This window comes from Actinomycetospora chlora (assembly GCF_039542135.1).
GTDB lineage: Bacteria > Actinomycetota > Actinomycetes > Mycobacteriales > Pseudonocardiaceae > Actinomycetospora > Actinomycetospora chlora.
On the sequence record NZ_BAABHO010000009.1, the window covers coordinates 58,332 to 80,800 of the forward strand.

Genomic DNA, 22,469 nt, shown 5'->3' on the forward strand with positions numbered 1-22,469 from the left:
CCCCAGGAGCAGCCATGGATCTCCAGCTCGCCGGCACCACCGTGCTGGTCACCGGCGCCGGCCAGGGCCTCGGCCGCGCCATCGGCGAGGCCTTCGCCGCCGAGGGCGCGCAGGTCGCGTTCGGCTTCCACACCTCCGGCGAGGGCGCCGAGCAGGCCGCCGAGGCCGCACGCGCCGCGGGCGTGAAGGCGGTCGCGGTCGGCGTCGACACCCGCGACGACGCGGCGGTCGCCCGCGCGCTCGACCACGTCGAGTCCGAGCTCGGGCCCATCGGGGTGCTGGTGAACAACGCCGCGGTCACCAGCCGGGGCCGCTTCCTCGAGCGCTCCCCCGCCGAGTTCGAGGCGGAGATCGAGGTGACCGTCACCGGGAGCCTGCGCATCTCCCACGCCGTCGCCCGGCGGATGGCCGAGCACGGCGGCGGGTCGATCGTCTCGCTGATGGGTGACTCCGGGCGGGTCGGCGAGTCCGGGCTGACCGTCACGGCCACCGCCCGCTCCTCGACGCTCGGGCTGACCAAGTCGCTGGCCAAGGAGCTCGCCCGCCACGGCATCCGCGCCAACGCCGTCTCGATCGGGCTGGTGCAGACCGACAACTTCGCCGACCACGCGGGCGGGACCGACGACGAGCGCCTCAAGAAGATCACGGCGCTCTACCCGCTGCGCCGCCTCGGCCGCCCCGAGGACGTGACCCCGACGATCCTGCTGCTGGCCTCCCCGCGCTCGTCGTGGACCACCGGCCAGGTCGTGTCCGTCAACGGCGGCTTCGCGATGCCGTGATGACGACCTCCACGAACGCCCCGCACACCCCGCACACCCCCGCCAGCGGCGCCCCCGTGCGCCGCAAGGAGGACGCGCGCCTGCTCACCGGGCGCGGCCGCTACGTCTCCGACCTCGTCCTGCCCCGGATGCGCCACGTCGCGTTCGTGCGCAGCCCGCTGGCCCACGCGCGGATCACCGGCGTCGACGTCGGCGAGGCGCTCGCGACCGAGGGCGTCCACGCGGTGTTCACCGGCGAGCACCCGCGGATCGCCCCGGTCGCCCTGCGGGCGCGCTCGGCGCTGCCCGGGTACGTCGAGACCGACCAGCCCCCGCTGGCCCGCGGCAAGGTCCGCTTCGCCGGCGAGGCCGTCGCCGCCGTCGTCGCCGACGACCGCTACCTCGCCGAGGACGGCGCGGAGGGCGTGCTGGTGGACTACGAGCCGCTGGCGCCGACGGTGTGCGCGTGGGAGGAGCCCACCGACCCCGTCCACGAGGAGGCCCCGGACAACCTGCTGCTCTCGCGGACCTTCCGGGCCGGTGACGTCGACGCCGCGCTGGCCGGGGCCGCCGTCGTGGTGGACCGGGAGCTGACCACCAACCGGCACGGCGGCAACCCCATCGAGTGCCGCGCCGGGGTCGCCCGCTACGAGGCCGCCGACCGCCGGCTGACGTTCTGGTCGGGCACGCAGGTCCCCTGGATCGTGCGGACCCAGCTCGCCGAGCTGCTCGACCTGCCCGAGGCGAGCATCCGCGTGATCGTCCCCGACGTCGGCGGCGGGTTCGGCGTCAAGGCCGTGCTCTACCCCGAGGACGTCGCCCTCTGCCTGATGGCCATGACGATGCCGGGCACGCCGCTGAAGTGGGTCGAGGACCGCGTCGAGCACCTGCTCGCGGCCACCCACGCCCGCGACCACCGCTACGTGCTGCGCGCCGGGTTCGCCGCCGACGGGGAGCTGCTCGCCGTGAAGGCCGACGTCTGGTGCAACACCGGCGCCTACTCCGTCCACCCCTGGACCGCGGGCATCGAGCCGCTCATGGCCGGCGGCCTGCTCACCGGGCCCTACAAGCTCGCGGACTACGAGTGCACGGTGCGCGGCGTCGCCACCAACACCAGCCCGTCCGGCCCGTACCGGGGCGTGGCCCGGCCCTCGACGGTGTTCGCGATGGAGGCCCTCCTGGACTCCGGGGCCCGCGCGCTCGGGATGGACCCGATCGCCCTGCGGCGCCGCAACCTCATCCTGCCCGCCGACGTGCCCTACCGGATGCCGTCACGCCTGGTCGACGACTCCGGGGCCTACGAGGCCTGCCTGGACAAGGCCGTCGAGACGTTCGACCTCGGACGGTGGCGCGCCGAGCAGACCCGGCGCCGCCGCGAGGGCGGGTGGCCGGTGGGCATCGGGGTGGCCGTCTACAACGAGCTGACCGGCCTCGGCCGCGCCGCGTCGGCCGGGCCCCGCATGGCGTTCCGCACCGGCCACGACGCCTGCACGGTGCGCGTCCAGCCCGACGGCGGCGTCACCGTCTTCTCCGGGGTGACCTCGCAGGGCCAGGGCCTCGAGACCACGATGGCGCAGGTCGTCGCGGACGCGCTCGGCGTGGCCTACGAGGCCGTCGAGGTGCGCATCGGCGACACCGACGAGTCGCTCTGGGGCTTCGGCGCGTTCTCCTCCCGCCAGGCGGTGATCGGCGGCGGGGCGGCGCACCTCGCCGGCGAGGAGGTCCGCGGCAAGGCGCTCGCCCTCGCCGCGGCCCTCACCGAGGCCCCGGTCGAGGAGCTCGACCTGCGCGGCGGCCAGGTCTACATGGCCGGCCAGCAGAAGCCGGTGATCTCGCTGGCCGAGGTCGGCCGGGTCGCCTACCTGCAGTCCGACCGCCTGCCCGACGGCGTCGAGCCCGGCCTGGAGTCCACGAGGTTCTACGACCCGATCCGCGGCGCGTTCGCCGCCGGCGCCCAGGTCGCCGCCCTCGCGGTCGACCCGGCCACCGGGGAGATCCACATCCTGGACTGGGTGTGCGTCGAGGACGCCGGACGGATCGTCCACCCCGTGATCGTCGACGGGCAGATCGCCGGCTCGATCGCGCAGGGCATCGGCGGCGCGATGTTCGAGCACCTCGTCTACGACGACGCCGGCAACCTGTCCACCGGCACCCTGCTCGACTACCTCATGCCCACCGCGGCCGAGATCCCCGAGCTGCGCATCGGCCACGTCAGCACCCCCGCGGCCAACCCGACGGGCGTCCGCGGTGTCGGCGAGGGCGGCACGCTCGCGCCCAACGCCGTCGTCGCGGGCGCGGTCGCCGACGCCCTGGGGATCGAGATCGACGACCTGCCCGTCACGCCGTCGCGGGTCTGGGAGCTGGTGCACCCGTGAAGGCCCCGCCGTTCGACTACCACCGCGCCACGGGCGTCGCCGACGCCGTCGAGGCCCTCCGGGCCGCCGACGGCGAGGGCAAGGTCCTCGCCGGCGGGCAGAGCCTGGTCCCGCTGCTGGCGCTGCGCCTGGCCCGGCCGGCCGTGCTCGTCGACATCAACCGGGTCCCGGACCTGGACCGCCTCGAGCTCCGGGACGGCGTGCTGCACGCGGGCGCCCTGGTGCGCCACCTCGGCCTGGCCGCCCAGGACCGCCACCCCCTGGCCGCCGAGGCCGCGCGCTGGGTCGGGCACACCGCCATCCGCAGCCGCGGCACCCTGGCCGGCAGCCTCGCCCACGCCGACCCCTCGGCCGAGCTGCCCGCCGTGCTGCGGGCGTGCGACGGCGCGGTCCACGTCGCCGGCCCCGGCGGCCGCCGCCGGCTCGGCGCCGACGCGCTGTTCGTCGGGGCCCTGCAGAGCGACCTCGCCGACGACGAGGTGATCACCGAGGTCGAGCTGCCGGTGCCCGACGCCTGGGGCTTCGCCGAGTTCGCCCGCCGCCACGGCGACTTCGCGGTCGTCGCCGTGGTCGCCGCCCGCTTCGGCGAGCGGCTCCGGCTCGTCGTCGGCGGCGTCGGCGCCGTGCCCCACCTCGTCGACGTCGGCGATCTCACGACCGTCGACGGGGAGCTGTCCCAGGACCGGGTCGCGATCCTCGCCGCGGCCGCCGCCGACGACGTCGACCCGCCCACCGACCTGCACGGCAGCGCCGGCCACCGCCGGGCCCTCACCGAGCAGATGGCCCTGCGGGCGCTCGCCCAGCTCGCCGGGCACCGCACCCCGGAGGTCGTGTGAAGACCACCCTGACCGTCAACGGCGAGCGCCACCGCGTCGACGTCGAACCCCGCCGCACCCTCGCCGACGCGCTGCGCGAGGACCTGGGCCTGACCGGCACGCACCTCGGCTGCGAGCACGGCGTCTGCGGCGCCTGCACGGTGCTCGTCGACGGGCTCCCGGCCCGGGCCTGCCTCATGCTCGCCGTCCAGGCCGACGGCGCCGAGGTCGCCACCGTCGAGGGACTCGCCGCCGCGGACGGCACGCTGCACCCGCTGCAGGAGTCGTTCTCCCGCTGCCACGGCCTGCAGTGCGGGGCCTGCACGCCCGGGATGCTCATGACCGCCGCGCACCTGCTCGCGACCGACCCCGAGCCCGACCGCGCGACCATCCGGGCGGAGATGGCGGGGAACATCTGCCGCTGCACCGGCTACGTCGGGATCGTCGACGCCGTCGCGGACGCCGCCGGGAAGGTCAGAAGACCAGGACCGGCTTGATGGTCGTGCCCGCCGCAGCGTCCCGGACGGCGGTGTTGATGTCCTCGAAGGCGTAGCGGCGCTCGATCCGCTCCAGCGGCAGCGCGCCGCGGCGGTGGGCCCCGACGAGGAACGGGACGAACGTCTCGGGCTCGCTGTCGCCCATCGTCACCCCGCGGATCGTGCGTCCCGGCAGCAGGCGGGGGACGTCGAAGCCGGCCCGGCTGCCCGTGCGGGGGGCGCCGACGACGGCGCAGCACCCGCCGACCGCCAGGGCGTCGATCGTCTCGTCCAGCACGGACACCACCCCGGTGGTCTCCACGACGTGGTCCGCGCCGTGCCCGCCGGTGGCGGCGAGCACCCCGTCGGCGATGCCCTGCTCGCGGGCGTCGATCACGTCGGTGGCGCCGAGCTCCCGGGCGACCTCCAGGCGCTCCGGGGCGCGGTCGGCCACCACGATCCGCGACACCGCGGTCATCCGTGCCGCCATCACCGCGGCGAGGCCGACGGCGCCCGCGCCGGTGACGACGAGGGTGGTCCCCGGGCGCGGACGCAGGACGTTGAGCACGGCGCCCGCGCCGGTCTGGATCCCGCACCCCAGCGGGGCGAGGGTCGGCAGGTCGTCGTCGGGCAGGTCGGCCGGGAGGACCACGACGCCCCGCTCGTCGGCGACCACCTCGCGGGCGAAGGACGACTGGCCGAAGAAGTGGGCGTTCAGCTCCGCGGACCCGGCCCGGACCGTCGCCGTGCCGTCGGCCCGCCGGCCGCCCAGCAGGTTCAGCGACAGGTGGTCGTCGCAGTGGGCGGGGTGGCCGCCGCGGCAGTGCCGGCAGCGCCCGCAGGACGTGAACGTCAGCAGCACGCGGTCGCCGGGTCGGGTGCGGGTGACCGCCGGCCCGGCCTCGACCACCTCCCCGACGCCCTCGTGCCCGAGCACCCCGGGCAGGGGGAACGGGGTGACCCCGGCGACGACGCTGAGGTCGGTGTGGCACACGCCGACGGCCACGAGACGGACCCGCACCTCGTCGGGCCGCAGCGGCGCGAGCTGCACCTCCTCCAGCGCGAACGGACCGCCCTGCTCCCACACGACCGCGGCCGTCGTGACTCCCGTGGACACCTCTGGACACCTCCCGGAGCGTCGGCCCCTCGGTGGGCCGGCCACCACGGTAGCCCGGGAGTGTCCCAACAAACAGGTCTTGACGCCTGAAAAACAGGATGCGAGTTTCGAGAGGCAGTCCTCACCCCGACCACGTCAGACCCCGGAGGCCACGGTGGCCGCACCGCCCGAGACCCGCGCCGACACCCGACCCCAGACATCCGCACGGACACCGCGACGGGCCCGGCCCACGGCCCGTGGCGGCCTCGCGGTCCTCATCTGCACGGTCGTCACGATCATGGAGGGCTACAGCCTGATCGTGTACGGCTCCGTCGTGCCCCTGCTGCTCGACGACACCACGCTGGGGCTGACGGCCCAGACCGCGGGCGTCGTGGGCGGCCTGGTCTACGTCGGGATGTTCTTCGGCGCGCTGACGGCCGGCGTCGTCGGCGACCGCATCGGACGCCAGCCGGTGCTGCTGGTCTGCATCGCCGTCTTCGGCCTGGGCCTGCTCGCCGCGGGCCTGGCCGGCTCCGGCACGACGCTCGGCGTCGCCCGCCTGGCCTCCGGGCTGGGCGTCGGCGGTGCCGTCGTGACCGCGCTGGCGATCGCCCGCGGCCACGCCGCCTCGCACCGCGTGGGTCTCGTCGTCAACGTGACGATGGCCGGTATCCCCATCGGGGGCACGGTCGCGGCGCTGCTGGGCATCGTCGTCATGCCGGCGTTCGGCTGGCGGCCCATGTTCTACCTCGGTGCCGCACTCACCCTGCTCATCCTGCTGGTCGCGGCCGCCGTCCGGCTCGAGCGTCCGCGGGACGCGTCCGCCGCGGCGTCGTCGGCCCCCCGCACCGCCACCCTGCGCACGCTGTTCACCGGCCGTGGGCGGCTGTTCGCGGTGCTCGCCGCCGCCGTCGCGATCCCCAACATGTTCACCTGGTTCGGGCTGAACGTCTGGCTGGTCGGCACGATGAGCGCCCTGCAGTACCCGCTGACCTCGGCGCTCGCGTTCTCGCTGACCCTCACCGCCGGGGCGATCATCGGCTCGCTCGGCACGGCCGTGTGGGCCGACCGCTGGGGCGTGCTGCGGGTGGGTGCGGTGACCGCCGCGGCCACCGTCGTGGGGCTCGCCGCGGTCCTGCTCGTGGGCCGCTCGCTCCCGGTGCTCTTCGCCGGCATCTTCCTCATGGGCGTCGGCGGCCACTCGACGGCCAACCTGCTCAACGCCGCGGTCAGCAACCTCTTCCCGGCCGCCGTGCGCGGCACCGCGATGGGCTGGACCAACGGGATGTCCTACTTCGGCGCGCTCGGGCCCGTGCTCGGCGGGATCGTCCTCGCCGGCCAGGGCCCCTACGGCGTCTTCGCCCTCTACGGCGTCTCCGCGGTCGTGGCCCTCGTCGTCATCACCGTGTTCGCCCGCGTCGCCGGCCGCGCCGCCGCCCCCGCCGACTGACCACCCACCCCCGACCGACGAGGAGACCATCGTGAGCGCCCACCCGCCCACCGACCGGCCCCTGCCCTACGCCCGCTTCCGCCACGGCGAGTTCGCCTGCACCGTCGTCAGCGACGGCCTGCTCGAGATGGGGCCGGCGCGGGACAACTTCCCCGCCGCCGACCCGACCGAGGTCGACTCCCTGCTGACCGGGCACCACCTCTCGCCCGACCGCGTGCGGCTCAACGAGAACATCCTCGTGGTCGACACCGGGTCGGAGCTGGTCCAGTTCGACACCGGGGTCGGCACCGACCCCGCGCTCGGCCGCGGGTTCTTCGGTCCGGGCACCGGGCACGCCGTCCCGGCGCTGCGCGCGGCCGGCATCGACCCCACGGACATCGACGTCATCGCGCTGACCCACGCCCACCCCGACCACGCCTGGGGCCTGGTCGACCCGGAGGGCCGGCCGGTCTACCCGAACGCCGTACTCGCCGTGCACCGCGCCGAGTTCGACCACTGGACCGACCTGCGGCGGGTCGACGACGCCCCCGACGAGCACCGCAAGGACCACTTCCGCGGCGCCCACAAGAACCTGCTGCCCTACGCCGAGGAGGGCCGCATCCGGTTCGTCGAGGACGGCGACGAGGTCGCCACCGGCATCCGCGCCGTCGCCACTCCCGGCCACAGCCCGGGCCACGTCGTGTACACGATCACGAGCGGCGGCGAGACGATCGTCTGCTGGGGCGACCTCTGCCACCACCAGGTGCTGCTGCTGCAGCGCCCCGACTGGGCCTTCCAGTTCGACTTCCACGGCCCCGACGCCACCGCCCAGCGCCGCCGCATCTACGAGCTCGTGGACCAGGGCCGGCACGCGGTCCTGGGCTACCACTTCCCCTTCCCCGGGCTCGGCCACCTGCGCCGCGACGGCGACGGCTACACGTGGCTGCCGAGCGAGCTGGAGCGGGCGCTGCCCGCCGAGGTCGCGGCGGTGACCTCGTGAGCCGCGTCGACGTCCACGCCCACTTCGTCCCCGACGTCTACCGCGAGGCCCTCGCCGCGGCCGGGATCGACCGCCCGGACGGGATCGCCGGCGTGCCGGCCTGGAGCGCCGAAGAGGCGCTCGCGACCATGGAGAGCCTGGACGTCGAGCGCTCCTACCTCTCGATCTCCTCCCCCGGCGTCCACCTCGGCGACGACGCGGCCGCCCGCACCCTGGCGCGGGAGTGCAACGAGGCCGCCGCCGCGCTGGCGCGGCGCCACCCCGGGCGCTTCGGCTGGTTCGCGAGCCTGCCGCTGCCCGACGTCGACGCCGCCGTGGTCGAGGCCGGGCACGCGCTGACGACGCTGGGCGCCGACGGGATCGTCCTCGAGACGCACACCGCGGGCGTCTACCTCGGCGACCCGTCGCTGGAGCCGGTGTACGCGCTCGCCGCCGCGCGCCGCGTGCCGGTCTTCGTCCACCCGACGACGCCCTGGGAGGCGGAGCACCTCGCGCTCGGCTACCCGCGCCCGATGCTGGAGTTCCTCTTCGACACCACCCGCTCGATCGCGCAGCTGGTGCTCTCGGGCGTGCTGGAGCGCCACGAGGACCTGCGGGTGATCGTGCCGCACGCGGGGGCCGCGCTGCCGATCCTGGCCAACCGCATCGAGCTGCTCCTGCCGATCCTGTCCGCCCCGGGCCAGGCCCCGCCGTCGAGCATGCGCGAGGCCCTGCGCCGCCTGCACTTCGACCTGGCCGGGGCGCCGGTCCCGGAGCTGCTCGGCACGCTGCTGGCGGTGGCCGACCCGGACCGCGTCCACTACGGCAGCGACTACCCCTTCACGCCGCCCGACGCCTGCGTCCGGCTCGCCGAGGCCCTCGACGCCACCGACCTGCTCGCCGGCGACCTGCGGGCGAAGGTCGACCGGGGCAACGCCGAGGCGCTGTTCGCCCGCGCCGCCGAGACCGCGGCGGTGGCGTCGTGAGCGCCCCGACGACCTTCTCCGTCGCGACCCGGGTCGTCAGCGGCCCGGGCTGCGTCGCGACGCTGCCCGACGAGCTCGCGGCCCTCGGCGGCCGTCGCGTGGCCGTCGTCGCCGACCGCGGCGTCGACGACGCCGGCCTGCTGGCGTCCGTGCTCGCGCCGGTCGACCCGGCGCGGGTGGCGGCCACCGTGCTCGTCGACCCCGACCCGGACGTCGCCGCCGCCGAGCGGGCGGCCGCGGCGGCCCGCGCGCAGGGCTGCGACACCGTCCTGGCCGTGGGCGGGGGCAGCGCGCTCGGCGCGGCCAAGGCCGTCGCGATCCGGCTGACCAACGACGACCGGATCGACCGCTACGCCGGTGTCGGCAACGTCCCCCATCGGCCGGCCCCCACCCTCGCGGTGCCCACGACGGCGGGCAGCGGCAGTGAGGTGTCCCAGGTGCTCGTGCTGCACGAGGCCGGGCGGGCCGAGGAGCTGGTGGTCCGCTCCCCCGGCTGCGAGCCGCGCACGGCCCTGCTCGACGGGACGGTCCTGCGGCGGCTCCCGCACGCCCCGATGCTGTACGCCGGGCTCGATGCGCTGTCCCACGCCCTGGAGACCCAGTGGGCGCGCGGGGCCTCGCCCTACACCCGGGCGCTCGGGCTCGCCGCCGCCGCGACGGTGATCGACCGGCTGCCCGCCGCGCTCGCGGGCACCGGCAGCGGGCGCAACGCCGAGGGCGGCCACGACGCGGTCCTCCAGGACCTCCTCGACGCGGCGTGCGCGGCCAACATGGCCTGCGGCAACAGCGGGCTGACGCTGGTGCACGCGCTCTCGACCGCGCCCTCGGTCCACCTGCCGCACGGCCTGCAGAACGGCGTGCTCCTGCCGCACGTCGCCCGCTTCAACGCCGAGGTGTCCGAGCCGGCGGTGGCCGACCTCGTCGCCGAGCTGCCCGCTCTCTACGACGCGGTCGGCTTCGCCGCCCGGTTCCCCGCCGGCACGGTCGGCCCGGACGGTGCCGCGGCGATGGTCGAGGCCAGCACCGGCCACCCGTTCCGGCGCAACAACCGCCGCGAGGCCGACGACGACCAGCTGCGCGCGCTGCTGGCGGCGGCCGGGGCCGGCTGACGGCGCGGCGGGCGACCCCGACGGCGAGCCCAGGCCGTATGCTTTCCCGTATGTCAGGACCGCAGTCGCGCACTACCGGGTACCGCGAGCGCAACTCGACCGCGGACCGTGCGCTGGACATCCTCGGGATGTTCGGCGACGACGTGCCGGTGATCACGGGCAGCCAGGTGGCCGCGCGGCTCGGGGTGGCCCGCTCCACCGGCTACCGCTACATCCAGACGCTCATCGCCAACCGGTACCTCGAGGAGGCCCCGGGCGGCGGGTTCCGGCTGGGGATGCGCCTGCTCGAGCTGGCCCGCCTCGCCCGCCGGACCTACGGCCTCTCCGAGATCGCCGTACCCGTGCTGTCCGAGCTCGCCGCGGCGGTCGACGAGACCGTGCTGCTCACCCGGCGCGTCGGCGACCTCGTGGTCTGCCTGGACCGCGCCGAGTCCCAGGTGCACCGGGTGCGGATCTCCTACGAGCGCGGGAGCACGCTGCCCCTCAACGCCGGCGCCTCCGCGCTGGTGCTGCTCGCGTGGACCGACCCCGCGGAGGCCCGCACGCTGCTCGAGCGCGCGACGCTGCAGTCCTTCACCTCGTCCACGCTGACCGACGTCGACGCGCTGATGGCGCGGCTCGAGCAGATCCGCGACGACGGCTTCTCCGTCACCCGCTCGGAGCTCGACCACGACGTCCTCGGCGTCGCCGCGCCGATCCGCGACGGCGAGGGCCGGGTCGCCGCGGCGGTGAGCGTCGCGGCCGTGGCGTCGCGCATCTCGCGCCAGGGCGAGGAGGAGATCCGCCGCCAGGTCTGCCGGGCCGCGGCCACGATCAGCGACCGCCTCGCGGAGGTCGACGGCTGATCTGCCCGGACACGCGCGAGGCCGGTGCCGCGGGTGCGGCACCGGCCTCGCGCACGTGAGTCAGTGCCGCACGAGTGCCGGCACCTCGTCCCGGACGCGGTTGCACAGCCGGCCGACGCCCTCGACCTCGACGACGACCTCGTCGCCGTCGTGCAGGAACAGCTGCGGGTCGCGGCGGTAGCCGACCCCGCCGGGCGTGCCGGTGAGGACGACGTCGCCGGGCAGGAGCTCGGCGAACTCCGAGATCGTCGCGATCAGGGTCGGCACGTCGAAGATGAGGTGCGCGGTGTCGGACGACTGCACGGTCTCGCCGTTGAGCACGGTGCGCACCGTGCGCACCGAGGCCGCGGACACGTCCGCCTCCTCCGGGGTGACCAGCTCCGGCCCGAGCGGGGTCGAGCGGTCCCACGCCTTGCCCGGCAGCCACTGGTGGGTGCGGTACTGGAAGTCGCGCATGGTCACGTCGTTGGCGACGGTCCAGCCCAGGACGTGGTCGAGGGCGGCCGCGCGCGGGATGCGCCGGCCCGCCCGCCCGATGACCACCGCCAGCTCGGCCTCGTAGTCGACCTGGGTCGACTCGGGGGGCAGCACGATGTCGTCGGTGGCCCCGACGAGGCTGCCGGCGAACTTGGTGAACAGCACCGGGGAGGTCGGCAGGTCCCGGCCGGTCTCGCCCACGTGGGCGTGGTAGTTCAGCCCGACGCAGACGATCTTGTCCGGGTGCGGGACGACGGGCAGCAGGTGCACCTCGTCCCGTGGGACGGGCGGGCCGTCGGCGGCCGCGCGGGCCAGGACGTCGGCCGGGGTGTCCCGACCGATCTCGTCGGGTCCGGCCAGCGGGACGACGTGGTCGCCCTCGACCCGCCCGATCCGCCGGCGCCCGGCGTGCTCGAAGGTCACGTATCGCACGTCAGGCCCCTTCCGAGGTGCGCCGCCACGTCGCGAGCTGGCCGCCCCACAGGTTCACGCTGGACGGGACGGGCTCCCACCGGCGCGGGGTGTACACGACGCGGTCGTCGTGGAACTTCTCCATCTCCGCGGAGAGCTCGATGTGGTGGCCCGCGGGGTCGTCGAAGAAGACGAACAGGTTGTTGCCCGGCCCGTGGCGCCCGGGTCCCCAGGAGACGGGGACGCCCTCCTCGGTGAGCCGGTCGCACCAGGTCTTGAAGTCCTCCCACTCCGCGAGGTCGTAGGAGTAGTGGTCGAGCCCGGACTCCGAGCCGGAGGCGACCACGGCCAGCGTGTGGTGGTCGCGGTCGCTGCGCAGCCAGACGAAGCGCCCGTCGGCGAGCTGGTCGGAGATCCGGAAGCCGCAGACGTCGGTGTAGAAGGCCACCTTCCGCGGCACGTCGTCCGTGGCCAGGGTGACGTGCTGGTACTTCACCGGGCGGCGGCCGGTGTCGGCGCCGTGCTCGCCCGCGCGGTGGACCGGACCGTGGAACCGGACGGCCAGGCCGTCGGGGTCGGTGGTGACGAGGCCCGAGGTGCCGGGCAGGGCCTCGTCCAGCTCGTCGGGGTCGAGCCCGGCGACCGGGGCGCCGGCCTCGCCGAGGCGCTTGCGCAGCGCGACCAGGCCGCCCTCGTCGCGGACCTCGAAGGCGACGTGGTCGACACCGGGCTTCCCGGGTCGCAGGTCGAGGACGTGGTGGCCGCTGCCCCACCCCAGCCGCGCGCCGCCCTCGGGCAGCGTGCCGTGGGGACGCAGCCCCAGGACGCGGCCGTAGAACTCGGCGGCGGCCGCCACGTCGGGGACGCGCAGGCCGAGGTGGGACGTCGAGGTCCGGCGCAGGGTGCCGGCGGCCTCCCCCTCGGCCAGGATCGTCCGGGTCGGTGTGCTCATCGTGGGCTCCTCTCGTCGCGGGTGCCGGCCGGGTGCGTCACCCGGCCACCGCCAGGGGTGTCGGTGTCTCGTCGTGCGCGGCCAGGTGCAGGGCGGTGGCGAGGTCGCGGCCCGGCCGTCCGGCGGCGACGTCCTGCGCGGACCAGGCGGCCGCGACGAAGCGGTCCGGCCGCAGCAGCACCACCCGGCCCCGGTACGGGGCGGCCTCGCGGTCGAGGCCGCCGTCCAGGTCGACCAGCACGCGCCGGGCCTCGGTCGCGCGCGGCAGGCGGTCGTCGGCGGGGACGTGCGCCACCACGGGGTCGAGGGACGCGCAGGCAGCGGCGGCCGCGTCCAGCGCGGAGGCCGGGACGTCGACGCCGAGGAGCGCCCAGCCGGGGCCCAGGACGTCGTCGAGCATGGTGGTGCGCCCGGTGGCGGTGTCGTGGACGCGGGGCTGGCCGAGCACGACACCGGTGGCGGGGCCGTCGTCGGCGCCCGGCGCGACGAGGCCGGCCCGGTGGTGCTGGACCGGCCGGTAGCGCATCTCCTCGAGGTGCGCCCGGCCCTCCGGGGTCCCGAGGAGGCGCGCGACGACCCGGTCGCGGCGCTCGGCGAGGCGGCGGTCGGTCGTCATGACGATCCGCCCGAGGCGGACCGAGAGCCGGACGGTGTCCTGCGCGTGCCGGCGGCGCTCGGTCTCGTAGGTGTCCAGCGCGGCCTCGTCGAGCCGTCCGGCGAGGACGTCGGCGATCTTCCAGCACAGGTTGGCCGCGTCCCGGATCCCCGAGTTCAGCCCCTGGCCGGCGAACGGCGGCATCATGTGCGCGGCGTCGCCGAGCAGGAACGCGCGGCCGGACGCGAAGCGTTCGGCGACGAGGGCGTGGAAGCGGTAGGCGACGCAGCGCTCCACCTGCTCGGGCGTGATCCGCCGGTGCGGCCGCAGCAGGCGCGCGAGCAGGGCGAAGGGCGGCGGCGCGCCGGCCTCGCCCTCGCCGGGGTGCAGCAGGAACTCGTAGCGGCACCGGCCGTGGCGCCCGGGCACGACGACCGTCGGGCGGGCCGGGTCGCCGTGGTGCGTGCCGTAGCGCTCGTCGTGCGGGTCCTCGAGCACGTCGGCGACGAGCCAGACCTCGTCGAAGCTGCGGCCCGCCATGCGGATGCCGAGCTGCTCGCGCACGGTCGACCGGCCGCCGTCGCAGGCCAGCAGGTAGCGCGCGCGGACGGTGTCCCCCCGCGACGTCGTGACCTCGACGCCGTCGGCGTCCTGCGCGATCGCGAGCACCTCGGTGCCCAGGCGCAGCGCGACCGGCGGGGCCTCGCGGAGGTGCTCGGCGAGCTCGCGCTCGAGGTCGGGCTGGGCGAACGGGTTCTTGAACGGGTGCCCGAGCCGGAACGGCCACGCCGACCGCGCGGTGAACGCGGCCCGGCCGGCGGCGTCGAGGTAGCGGGTGCCGGTGCCGGGGACGACGATCCGCTCCAGCCGCGCCGCCAGCCCGGCGGCCTGGAAGGTCCGCAGCGCCTCGTCGTCGATGCTGATCGCCTTCGGGGCGTCGCTCGTCGTGGCGTTCCGCTCGAGCACGGTGACCGACACGCCCCGGGCGGCCAGGAGCGCCGCGGCGGTCATGCCGACCGGTCCCGCCCCCACGACGACCACGTCGGTCGTGTGCGCCCCCGCGTCGCCGCGCGGTCCCGCCGTCTGCCCGTGGCGTCCCATCGCGGGCCACCTCCGTCCCGTCTCGGTGTCGATCCCCGACAGTAGCGATAGCTGTCCTGTTTGCAAGGACTTGTGTTGCGTTTTTCGGGACAGTACCGTCCGACGTACTCGCTGGAGAGGGGTTCGAGATGTCGGGACGAGCCATGACGGGCACGGCGCGCTCGTGGTCGGTGGTGACGCTGGGTGCCCTGGTGGTGGTCGCCGAGGGGTACGACCTGATCGTCTACGGGGCGCTGCTGCCGAAGCTGGTCGCCGAGCCCGGGTGGGGCCTGACCAGCGCCTCGGCCGGCTCCATCGGCAGCCTCGTGTACCTGGGGATGCTGGTCGGAGCGCTCGCCGGCGGCCCGGTGTGCGACCGCGTCGGGCGCCGCCCGTTCGTCAACGTGTCCGTCGCCTGGTTCACGCTCTGGACGCTGGCGTGCGCGCTGGCCCAGGCGCCGTGGCAGCTCGGCGCGGCGCGCCTGCTCGCCGGGGTCGGCATGGGCGCGGTCATCCCGGCCGCGGTGGCGCTGGCCCGCGAGCACACGCCGGCGCACCGCACGGGCCTGGTCGTCACCATCCTCATGGCCGGCATCCCCATCGGCGGGACGGTGGCGTCCCTGACCGGCATCGCGGTCCTCGCCGACCACGGCTGGCGCCTCATGTTCGTCATCGGCGCCGGGCTGTCGCTGCTCGTCCTCGGGGTGTCGCTCGCCCGGCTGCCCGGGTCCGCCGCCGACACCGCCCCGGACGCCCCGGCCCACCCCTCGGCGGCGGGCGCGTTCGCCGCCCTGTTCCGGGAGCACCGCGCGCTGCTGACCGTCCTGTTCGCCGTCACCACGTTCGCCAACCTGCTGACCTGGTACGGGCTCAACACGTGGCTCACGACGCTGATGCGCGAGATGGACTACCCGCTCGGCTCGGCGCTGACGTTCTCGCTCTGCCTCAACGCCGGGGCCGTCGTCGGGTCCCTCGTGCTCGTGCTCGCCGCCCAGCGGTGGGGGCTGCGGGAGGTCGCCGCGGTGTGCGGCGTGCTGACGGCGGCCGGCATCCTGGTCTGCGCGGTCGGGCCCCGGCAGACCGCGGTGCTGCTCGCCACCATCACCCTCATCGGGGCCGCCGCCCAGACCGCGCTGACCCTGGTGCTGGCCTCGGTGGCGAACTCCTACCCCACCCGCATCCGCGCCTCGGCGGTCGGCTGGGCCAACGGCACCGGGCGGGCCGGGGCGGTCGTCGCCCCCGTCCTCGGGGGTGCCGTGCTCGCGGCGGGCCTCGGCCCGTCCGCGGTGTTCCTGGCCTTCGCCGCGAGCGCGGTCGTCGCGGCCGTCGTCATGGTCGTGCTGGCGGTCCGGGAACGCCGGACGCCGGACGGGCCCGGGACGCCCGCGCCCGCCGCCCTCCCGGCCGAGGTCCGGTCGTGACGTCCCCCGCCGAGCACGTCGTGCGGGCCCACCGCGCGCTCGCCGCCGCCGGCCAGGGCGACCTCGTGTGGGGTCACGCCGGCCTGCGCGACGGGGACGATCGCGGGGTCTGGACGAAGGCGTCCGGCTGGGGCTTCGAGGAGATCACCACCGAGCGCGTGGTGCTGGTCGCCCCGGACGGCGCGGTGCTCGCCGGGGAGGGCCCCCGGCACGTCGAGTACCCGATCCACACCGAGGTGCTCCGCGCCCGCCCCGACCTCGGCGCCGTCGTCCACACCCACCCGCGCGCGGCCACCGCCTTCGCCGCCCTCGACGTGCCCCTGCGCGCCCTCGACCACGACGGTGTCCTGTTCAGCGAGCCCGACGTCCCGCGCTTCGGCGGCACCGGCGGGCTGATCCGCACCCCGGAGCTGGGGGCCGCCGTGGCCGCCGCCCTCGGCGACGCCCGCGCCCTGCTGCTCCCCCGCCACGGCGTCGTCGCCGTCGGCGCCACCGTCGCCGAGGCCGTGGTGCACGCCGTGCTGCTCGACCGGGCCTGCCGCACCCAGCTGCGCGCCATGGCGGCGGGCGAGCTGCGCGGCTGGTCCGACGCCGCCGAGTGCGCCGCGAAGCGCACCGAGTGCTGGAGCCCGACCCAGATCGACGCCGGCTGGCGCTACCTGCTGCGCCGCGCCGGCGTGCCGCACGACCCCACGGAGGAGAAGCCATGACCACGACCGAGGCGGCCCCGCGCAGCGAGGTCCTCACCCGGAGCACCCGCACCCACGACTGGCGCCTGCTCGTCGGCGGGGAGCTGGTCGCGAGCCGGTCGGGCACGACGTTCGACGACCCCTCGCCCGTCACCGGCGAGGTCGTCGCGGCCGTGCCGGACGCGGGCGCCGAGGACGTCGACGCCGCGGTGCGGGCGGCGCGCGCGGCCTTCCCCGCGTGGTCGCGCACGCCGCTGCCCGAGCGCGTGGCGCTCGTCCGCGAGATCGCCCGCCGGGTGCGGGCGCACGCCGACGAGCTCGGCGACCTCGACACCCTCGACGGCGGCAACATCACCCGGCTCGCCCGCGCGGACGCCGTCGCCGGGGCGGCCATGCTCGACTTCTTCGCCGACGCCGCCCACGCCCTCGGCGGGCGGACCGTGCCGGCGTCCGAGGGGGCCCTGCACTACACGACCCAGCAGCCGATCGGCGTCGTCGCGCGGATCGTCCCCTACAACCACCCGATCATGTTCGCCGCCGGCAAGATCGCCGCGCCGCTGGTGGCGGGCAACTGCGTGCTGCTCAAGCCGCCGCACCAGGCCCCGCTGTCGGCGCTGCGCCTCGGCGAGCTGATCGCCGACCTGGTGCCGCCCGGCGTCGTGTCCGTGCTGACCGGCGCCGGGGCGGCGACCGGCGACGCGATCGTGCGCCACCCCGACGTCCGCCGGATCGCGTTCATCGGCAGCGCGTCCACCGGCCGGCGCATCCAGGAGGCCGCCGCGCAGACCGGCGTCAAGGACGTCAGCCTCGAGCTCGGGGGCAAGAACGCGCTGATCGCCTTCCCGGACGCCGACCCGCTCGCCGTGGCCGCGGCCGCGGTGCGGGGCATGAACTTCTCGTGGTCCGGCCAGTCCTGCGGCTCGACCTCCCGCCTGCTCGTGCACCGCAGCCTGCACGACCGGGTCGTGGCCGAGATCGTCCGCCTGGTCGGCGAGCTGCGCCTCGGCGACCCGTTCGACGAGCGGACCGACGTCGGCGCCCTGGTCTCGGAGGAGCAGTACGCCAAGGTGCTGCGCTACCTCGACGTCGCCCGGGCCGACGGGGCCACCGCCGTCGCCGGCGGCGCCCCCGCCGACGGCGTCGGTCCCGCCCTGGTCGTGCCCCCGACGGTCCTCACCGGCGTCACGGCGACGATGCGCGTCGCGCAGGAGGAGGTCTTCGGCCCCCTGCTCTCGGTGATCACCTTCGACACCGAGGACGAGGCCGTGGCCGTCGCCAACGGCGTCGAGTACGGCCTCACCGCCGCGGTGTGGACCGACGACCTGCGCCGCGCCCACCGCGTCGCCGCCGCCGTCGAGGCCGGCTACGTCTGGATCAACGACACCTCGCGCCACCACGTCGGCCTCCCCTTCGGCGGGGTCAAGTCCTCCGGCCTGGGCCGTGAGGAGTCGGTGGAGGAGCTGATCGGCTTCACCGAGACCAAGGCGGTGCACGTCGGCTACCGCTGACCGGCGGGCCGGGCCGCGATCCGGACGAGGTGGTCGGCCGGCCCGACGAGGGGGCGACCCCGCGGCCACACCGCGCGCAGGCGCCGCTCGAGGTCCAGGCCGACGACCGGCACGGCGACGAGCGTGCCGTCGGCGACCTCGCCGCCGACCGCCAGGGAGCTGAGCACCGCGGGCGCGATCCCGTCGGCGACCGCGGCCTTGATCGCGGTGGTCGACGACAGCTCGAGCACCGGGCCGGCCAGGTCGTCGATCCCGGCCCGGTGCAGGGCCTGCTCCACCGCGGCCCGGGTGCCCGACCCCGCCTCCCGGGTCACGAGCGCGGTCGCCGCGAGCTGCCCGGGGGCGACGCCGCGCCGCCGCCGGGCCCACGGGTGAGCGGGCGCGACCACCAGCGTGAGCCGGTCGCGGGCCACGACCTGGCCGTCGAGGTCCTCGGTCACCGACGGGCCCTCGACGAACCCGACGTCCGCGGCCCCGGCGAGCACGTCGGCGGCGACGTCCCCGGAGTTGCGCGAGCTCAGGGCCACCGAGGTCGCCGGCAGCTCCCGGTGCAGGGTGACCAGCCAGCGCGGGAGCAGGTACTCGGCCACGGTCAGGCTCGCCGCGATCCGCAGCCGCGCGGCCTGGGCGCTGCGCAGCGAGGCCACCCCGGCGTCCAGCGCCTCCGCGGCGTCGACCGCGCGCCGGGCCCAGTCGACCACCAGGGCGCCCGCCGCCGTGACCCGCGCCCCACGGGGACCACGCTCCAGCAGCGTCAGGCCCAGCGCGGCCTCCAATGACCGGATGCGGGCGCTGACCGCGGCCTGGCTGACCCCGTGCTCCCGGGCCGCGCGGCCCATGCTGCCCAGCGCCGCCACCGACAGCAGCAGGTCGTAGGGCGTGAGGTCGGCGACCCGCGGCGGCAGAGGCACAACCCGAGGTTATGACCCGTGAAGATCGGGCGCGCTACCGGCGGGGCCGCGTCGCGACGAGTGTCGAGGCCGTGACATCGCTGCTGGACGCCCCCGCCACCGTCCCCGCCGACGGGCCCCGCCACCGGCCGGCGCGCCTGGGCCTGCTGCGCGAGCTCGACCGGCCGCGCGACGCGTTCGCCCACCTCGGGCCGAACTGGTTCACCTCGGTCATGGGCACCGGCATCGTCGGCGGGGCGGCGGTGAGCCTGCCGATCCGGTTCCCGGGTCTGGCGGTGTTCGCCACCGCCGTGTGGGGCCTCGCCGCGGTCCTGCTCGTCGTCCTCGCCGGCGCCTGGACGGTGCACTGGATCCGCCACACCGACACCGCGCGCGCCCACGCCGCCGACCCCGTGATGGCCCAGTCCTGGGGCGCCGTCGCCATGGGGACCATGACCGTCGGCGCCGGCGCCGTGCTCCTCGGCCCGCCGGTGCTCGGCACCACCACTGCGGTCGCGGTGAGCGCGACGCTCTGGGGCCTCGGCACCGCTCTCGGCCTGGTCACCGCCGTGTGGATCCCCTACCGCATGATCACCCAGCACGACGTCCGCGACGACGCCGCCTCCGGCGCGTGGCTGATGCCCGTGGTGCCCCCGATGGTGTCCGCCGCCGACGGGGCGCTCCTGCTCCCCCACCTCGGCGCCGGCACGGCGCGGACGACGATGCTGCTGGGCTGCTACGCGATGGTCGGGGTCAGCTTGGTGGCGACGCTGGCGATCCTGCCGCAGGTCTGGCGCCGGCTCGTCGTCCACGGCACGCCGCCGGCCGCGGCCGTGCCCACCCTGTGGATCGTGCTGGGCCCGCTCGGGCAGTCGGTCACCGCCGCGAACCTGCTCGCCGGGCAGGCCCCGGCGAGCCTGCCCGAGCCCTACGCGTCCGGCGCCGCCGTGCTCGGCCTGTTCTACGGCGTGCCCGTGTGGGGCTTCGCGATGGTCTGGCTCGCCCTGGCCGCGGCGGTGACGGTGCGGACCGCCCGCCGCGGGCTGCCGTTCACGCTGACCTGGTGGAGCTTCACGTTCCCGGTCGGCACGTGCGTCACCGCCACCAGCGCCCTCGCCGCCCGGACCTCCCTGCCCGCCCTGGCGTGGGCCGCCCTCGGCCTCTACGCCGTGCTCGTCACCGCCTGGGCGGTGGTCGCGGCCCGCACCGTGCACGGCGGCCTGGTGCGCGGGAACCTCCTCGGGGGTACCCCCTGACCGGGCCGAGATCCGGCCCGGTGGGAGGCGGACCGTGCTGGCGCTCATCGGGATCCTGCTGGTCATCTGGCTGGTGCTGGCGATCCTCGGCTTCGTGGTCAAGGGGTTGTTCTGGCTCGCGGTGGTCGGGATCGTGCTGTTCCTCGGCACCGCGGCCTACGGCGCGGTCAAGCGGCGGGCCGGGGCCCCGCGGGGGTAGCGCCGGTCAGGCGTCGCCGACGAGGTGCTCGATGTCGTCGCTGTGCCCCACGGCGAGGATGACGTCGTCGCGGCCCACCACGGTCTCGTTGGTCGCGTAGGTGAAGGCGTCGTCGCCCTGCTTGACCGCGACGACGGTGACCCCGTGCTTGCTGCGGATCTCGGAGCGGCTCAGCGGCACGTTGATGATCTCGTGGGGCGGGTGCAGCTTGGCGAGCGCGAAGTCGCCGTCGATCCGCAGGTAGTCCAGCACGTTGCCCGAGACGAGGTGCGCCACGCGCTGGCCCATCTCCTGCTCGGGGAACACGACGTGGTGCGCGCCGAGTCGCTCGAGGATCCGGCCGTGGTGCGCGCTGGTGGCCCGGGCCCAGATGTCGGGGATGCCGAGGTCGACCAGCAGGGAGGTCACCAGGATGCTGTCCTCCAGGTGGTCGCCGATGGCGACCAGGGCGTGCCGGGCGTCGCCCACCCCGAGCTGGCGGAGGGTCTCGACGTCGGTGCAGTCGGCCGTGACCACCTGGGACAGCTCCGAGGACAGCGCCTGGACCGTGCGGTCGGAGCCGTCGATCGCGAGCACCTCGGCGCCCTGCCGGGTCAGCTCCAGGGCGATCGCGCTGCCGAAGCGTCCCAGCCCGATCACGACGGTCGGTCCGTGCGCGTCAGCCAATGATCGTCCTCTCCTCGGGCCGCCGGTAGAGGCGCGGACGCTCGCGCAGGGCCAGCGCCGACGCCAGCGCGAGCGGCCCGAGCCGCCCGACGAACATCAGCACCACCAGCAGGACCTCCGCCACCGCGGGCAGGTCGGAGGTGATCCCCGTCGAGAGCCCGACGGTACCCAGGGCGGACAGCGCCTCGAAGAGCACGCGGTCCGTGTCGTGCTCGGTGAGGCCCAGCAGGGCGAAGGTGGAGGCCAGCGCGAGGCCGACGCCGAGGAGGGCCACGGCCAGCGCCTGGCGCTGGTTGGCCTCGGGGATGCGGCGGCGCGCCACGTCGACGTCCGCCTCCCCGCGCACCTCGGACCACAGCACGACAGCGAGCAGGCCGAAGGTCGTCACCTTGATCCCGCCGGCCGTACTGGCGCTCCCGCCCCCGATGAACATCAGGACGTCGGTGGCGAGCCAGCTCTCGGGGGTCATGCTGCCGACGTCGACCGTCGAGAAGCCGCCGCTGCGGGGCATGACGGCCGAGAAGAACCCCGCCAGCAGCTTGCCGGGGACGCCCATCGGACCGAGGGTCGCCGGGTTGCCGTACTCCAGGGCGATCAGCAGCGCCGTGCCGGCGACCAGCAGCGCGCCCGAGGTCAGCACCGTGATCCGGGTGGTCACCGACCAGCTCCCCGGACGCCGGGACCGCGCCAGCTCGAAGATCACGGGGAAGCCGAGCCCGCCGGCGATCACGGCCAGGGCGACCGGCAGCAGCATCCACGGGTCGCCGGCGAACCGGGCCATCCCCTCGGGCCAGAGCACGAAGCCGCCGTTGTTGAACGCCGACACGGCGTGGAAGGCGCCCTCCCACAGCGCGTCGGCCGGCTCCGCGTCGTAGGCGAGCAGCAGGCGCAGGCCGAGCGCGAGCGCGGTGAGGGCCTCCCCGGCGAGGCTGAACAGCACGACGTCGCGCAGCACCCGCCGGACGTCGCTCAGGTCGAGGTTGGTGCCGGACTGCGCGCGGGCCACCAGCCGGGCGCGCAGCCCGAGCCGGCGCGAGACCAGCACCACCAGCAACGAGGCCACGGTCATGATGCCCAGGCCTCCGACCTGCATGAGGGCGGCGATGACGACGTGGCCGAGCGTCGACCACGACGAGCCCGTGTCCACGGTGGTCAGCCCCGTGACGCACACCGCCGACGTGGCGGTGAACAGCGCGTCGAGCACCCCGGCGCCTTCGGGCGTCGCGCTCGCCGCGGGCAGCGCCAGCAGTCCCGTCCCCACGAGGATCCCGGCGGCGAACGCCAGCGCGATGACCTGGGCGGGATTGCCCGTCCGTCCCCCGCTGCCTGACCCGCCCGACCCCCGACGCCTCACCCGCGGCCCGGGGTGACGCCGTGCCCCCGGTGACGTGACCGGGGCACCCCGGCCGGAGCCTCCACGGCGGGCAGTCTCGCACGATCCATCGCCGGGAGTGGCG

Annotated in this window: 21 protein-coding genes; 14 read left to right on the plus strand and 7 right to left on the minus strand. The window is 75.9% G+C overall.

Features of this window, described 5'->3' with window-relative positions; all coding sequences use genetic code 11:
• The first annotated feature begins 14 nt into the window (after positions 1-14).
• The 4 genes from ABD994_RS07775 to ABD994_RS07790 are packed head-to-tail and all read left to right on the plus strand — an operon-like array spanning position 15 to position 4,445.
• Positions 15-779, plus strand: coding sequence for an SDR family NAD(P)-dependent oxidoreductase (locus ABD994_RS07775; RefSeq protein ID WP_345412606.1), 765 nt, complete (start codon positions 15-17; stop codon positions 777-779).
• Entirely contained in the window at positions 779-3,133 is a 2,355-nt protein-coding gene (locus tag ABD994_RS07780) for a xanthine dehydrogenase family protein molybdopterin-binding subunit (protein ID WP_345412609.1), read from the plus strand. The genes ABD994_RS07775 and ABD994_RS07780 overlap by 1 nt, the downstream gene beginning before the upstream one ends.
• Positions 3,130-3,969, plus strand: a complete 840-nt coding sequence (locus ABD994_RS07785; protein WP_345412611.1) for an FAD binding domain-containing protein — start codon at positions 3,130-3,132, stop codon at positions 3,967-3,969. Before ABD994_RS07780 ends, ABD994_RS07785 begins: the two co-directional genes overlap by 4 nt.
• Positions 3,966-4,445 (plus strand): (2Fe-2S)-binding protein, encoded by a 480-nt coding sequence (locus tag ABD994_RS07790; protein WP_345412615.1) that lies wholly within the window; start codon positions 3,966-3,968, stop codon positions 4,443-4,445. Before ABD994_RS07785 ends, ABD994_RS07790 begins: the two co-directional genes overlap by 4 nt.
• On the opposite strand, the gene ABD994_RS07795 is transcribed toward ABD994_RS07790, so the two are convergent.
• Entirely contained in the window at positions 4,423-5,541 is a 1,119-nt protein-coding gene (locus tag ABD994_RS07795; protein WP_345412617.1) for an NAD(P)-dependent alcohol dehydrogenase, read from the minus strand. The genes ABD994_RS07790 and ABD994_RS07795 overlap by 23 nt on opposite strands.
• Positions 5,542-5,695: 154 nt before the next feature.
• Between ABD994_RS07795 and ABD994_RS07800 the strand changes: the two genes are divergently transcribed.
• Genes ABD994_RS07800 through ABD994_RS07820 form a run of 5 tightly spaced genes read left to right on the plus strand, consistent with a single transcriptional unit; the run spans position 5,696 to position 10,868 of the window.
• The gene (locus ABD994_RS07800; RefSeq protein WP_345412620.1) at positions 5,696-6,970 is read left to right on the plus strand and encodes an MFS transporter; all 1,275 of its coding nucleotides are present in this window, start codon (positions 5,696-5,698) and stop codon (positions 6,968-6,970) included.
• 31 nt (positions 6,971-7,001) lie between these two features.
• On the plus strand, positions 7,002-7,949 hold the full coding sequence (locus tag ABD994_RS07805) for an MBL fold metallo-hydrolase (RefSeq protein WP_345412623.1): 948 nt from the start codon (positions 7,002-7,004) through the stop codon (positions 7,947-7,949).
• The gene (locus ABD994_RS07810) at positions 7,946-8,914 is read left to right on the plus strand and encodes an amidohydrolase family protein (RefSeq protein WP_345412625.1); all 969 of its coding nucleotides are present in this window, start codon (positions 7,946-7,948) and stop codon (positions 8,912-8,914) included. The genes ABD994_RS07805 and ABD994_RS07810 overlap by 4 nt, the downstream gene beginning before the upstream one ends.
• On the plus strand, positions 8,911-10,023 hold the full coding sequence (locus tag ABD994_RS07815) for an iron-containing alcohol dehydrogenase family protein (protein ID WP_345412627.1): 1,113 nt from the start codon (positions 8,911-8,913) through the stop codon (positions 10,021-10,023). Before ABD994_RS07810 ends, ABD994_RS07815 begins: the two co-directional genes overlap by 4 nt.
• Positions 10,024-10,073: 50 nt before the next feature.
• Complete coding sequence (locus ABD994_RS07820) at positions 10,074-10,868, plus strand: IclR family transcriptional regulator (protein WP_345412629.1); 795 nt, start codon at positions 10,074-10,076, stop codon at positions 10,866-10,868.
• A 60-nt stretch (positions 10,869-10,928) separates the two neighbouring features.
• Here ABD994_RS07820 and ABD994_RS07825 read toward each other — a convergent pair whose 3' ends face one another.
• Genes ABD994_RS07825 through ABD994_RS07835 form a run of 3 tightly spaced genes read right to left on the minus strand, consistent with a single transcriptional unit; the run spans position 10,929 to position 14,404 of the window.
• Positions 10,929-11,777 (minus strand): fumarylacetoacetate hydrolase family protein, encoded by an 849-nt coding sequence (locus ABD994_RS07825; RefSeq protein WP_345412632.1) that lies wholly within the window; start codon positions 11,775-11,777, stop codon positions 10,929-10,931.
• Between the two features lies 1 nt (position 11,778).
• A complete protein-coding gene (locus ABD994_RS07830; RefSeq protein ID WP_345412634.1) occupies positions 11,779-12,708 on the minus strand; it encodes a VOC family protein in 930 nt (309 codons plus the stop codon).
• Between the two features lie 37 nt (positions 12,709-12,745).
• Entirely contained in the window at positions 12,746-14,404 is a 1,659-nt protein-coding gene (locus tag ABD994_RS07835; protein ID WP_345412637.1) for a bifunctional 3-(3-hydroxy-phenyl)propionate/3-hydroxycinnamic acid hydroxylase, read from the minus strand.
• 143 nt (positions 14,405-14,547) lie between these two features.
• On the opposite strand from ABD994_RS07835, the gene ABD994_RS07840 reads away from it, so the two are divergent.
• From ABD994_RS07840 to ABD994_RS07850, 3 genes are read left to right on the plus strand one after another with little or no spacing between them, the layout of a single operon-like run.
• Positions 14,548-15,804 carry an MFS transporter gene (locus tag ABD994_RS07840; RefSeq protein WP_345412640.1) on the plus strand — a complete coding sequence of 419 codons (1,257 nt, stop codon included), beginning with the start codon at positions 14,548-14,550 and terminating at the stop codon, positions 15,802-15,804.
• A complete protein-coding gene (locus ABD994_RS07845) occupies positions 15,801-16,514 on the plus strand; it encodes a class II aldolase/adducin family protein (RefSeq protein ID WP_345412643.1) in 714 nt (237 codons plus the stop codon). Before ABD994_RS07840 ends, ABD994_RS07845 begins: the two co-directional genes overlap by 4 nt.
• On the plus strand, positions 16,511-18,001 hold the full coding sequence (locus ABD994_RS07850) for an aldehyde dehydrogenase family protein (protein ID WP_345412646.1): 1,491 nt from the start codon (positions 16,511-16,513) through the stop codon (positions 17,999-18,001). Before ABD994_RS07845 ends, ABD994_RS07850 begins: the two co-directional genes overlap by 4 nt.
• Here ABD994_RS07850 and ABD994_RS07855 read toward each other — a convergent pair.
• A complete protein-coding gene (locus tag ABD994_RS07855; RefSeq protein ID WP_345412649.1) occupies positions 17,992-18,912 on the minus strand; it encodes a LysR family transcriptional regulator in 921 nt (306 codons plus the stop codon). The genes ABD994_RS07850 and ABD994_RS07855 overlap by 10 nt on opposite strands.
• A 71-nt stretch (positions 18,913-18,983) precedes the next feature.
• Here ABD994_RS07855 and ABD994_RS07860 point away from each other — a divergent pair, with 71 nt between their 5' ends.
• Positions 18,984-20,147, plus strand: coding sequence for a TDT family transporter (locus tag ABD994_RS07860; RefSeq protein ID WP_345412652.1), 1,164 nt, complete (start codon positions 18,984-18,986; stop codon positions 20,145-20,147).
• A gap of 34 nt (positions 20,148-20,181) precedes the next feature.
• Positions 20,182-20,346, plus strand: a complete 165-nt coding sequence (locus ABD994_RS07865) for a hypothetical protein (protein WP_345412654.1) — start codon at positions 20,182-20,184, stop codon at positions 20,344-20,346.
• Between the two features lie 6 nt (positions 20,347-20,352).
• Here ABD994_RS07865 and ABD994_RS07870 read toward each other — a convergent pair whose 3' ends face one another.
• Positions 20,353-21,012, minus strand: coding sequence for a potassium channel family protein (locus ABD994_RS07870; protein ID WP_345412657.1), 660 nt, complete (start codon positions 21,010-21,012; stop codon positions 20,353-20,355).
• Positions 21,005-22,366: a TrkH family potassium uptake protein gene (locus ABD994_RS07875; protein ID WP_345412659.1), complete on the minus strand. Its 1,362-nt coding sequence runs from the start codon at positions 22,364-22,366 to the stop codon at positions 21,005-21,007. The genes ABD994_RS07870 and ABD994_RS07875 overlap by 8 nt, the downstream gene beginning before the upstream one ends.
• Positions 22,367-22,469: the final 103 nt, after the last annotated feature.

Coding starts and splice junctions, on each gene's coding strand:
- ABD994_RS07775 (WP_345412606.1), top strand. CDS start 15: ATGGATCTCCAGCTCGCCGGCACCACCGTGCTGGTCACCGGCGCCGGC.
- ABD994_RS07780 (WP_345412609.1), top strand. CDS start 779: ATGACGACCTCCACGAACGCCCCGCACACCCCGCACACCCCCGCCAGC.
- ABD994_RS07820 (WP_345412629.1), top strand. CDS start 10,074: ATGTCAGGACCGCAGTCGCGCACTACCGGGTACCGCGAGCGCAACTCG.
- ABD994_RS07830 (WP_345412634.1), bottom strand. CDS start 12,708: ATGAGCACACCGACCCGGACGATCCTGGCCGAGGGGGAGGCCGCCGGC.
- ABD994_RS07835 (WP_345412637.1), bottom strand. CDS start 14,404: ATGGGACGCCACGGGCAGACGGCGGGACCGCGCGGCGACGCGGGGGCG.
- ABD994_RS07840 (WP_345412640.1), top strand. CDS start 14,548: ATGACGGGCACGGCGCGCTCGTGGTCGGTGGTGACGCTGGGTGCCCTG.
- ABD994_RS07850 (WP_345412646.1), top strand. CDS start 16,511: ATGACCACGACCGAGGCGGCCCCGCGCAGCGAGGTCCTCACCCGGAGC.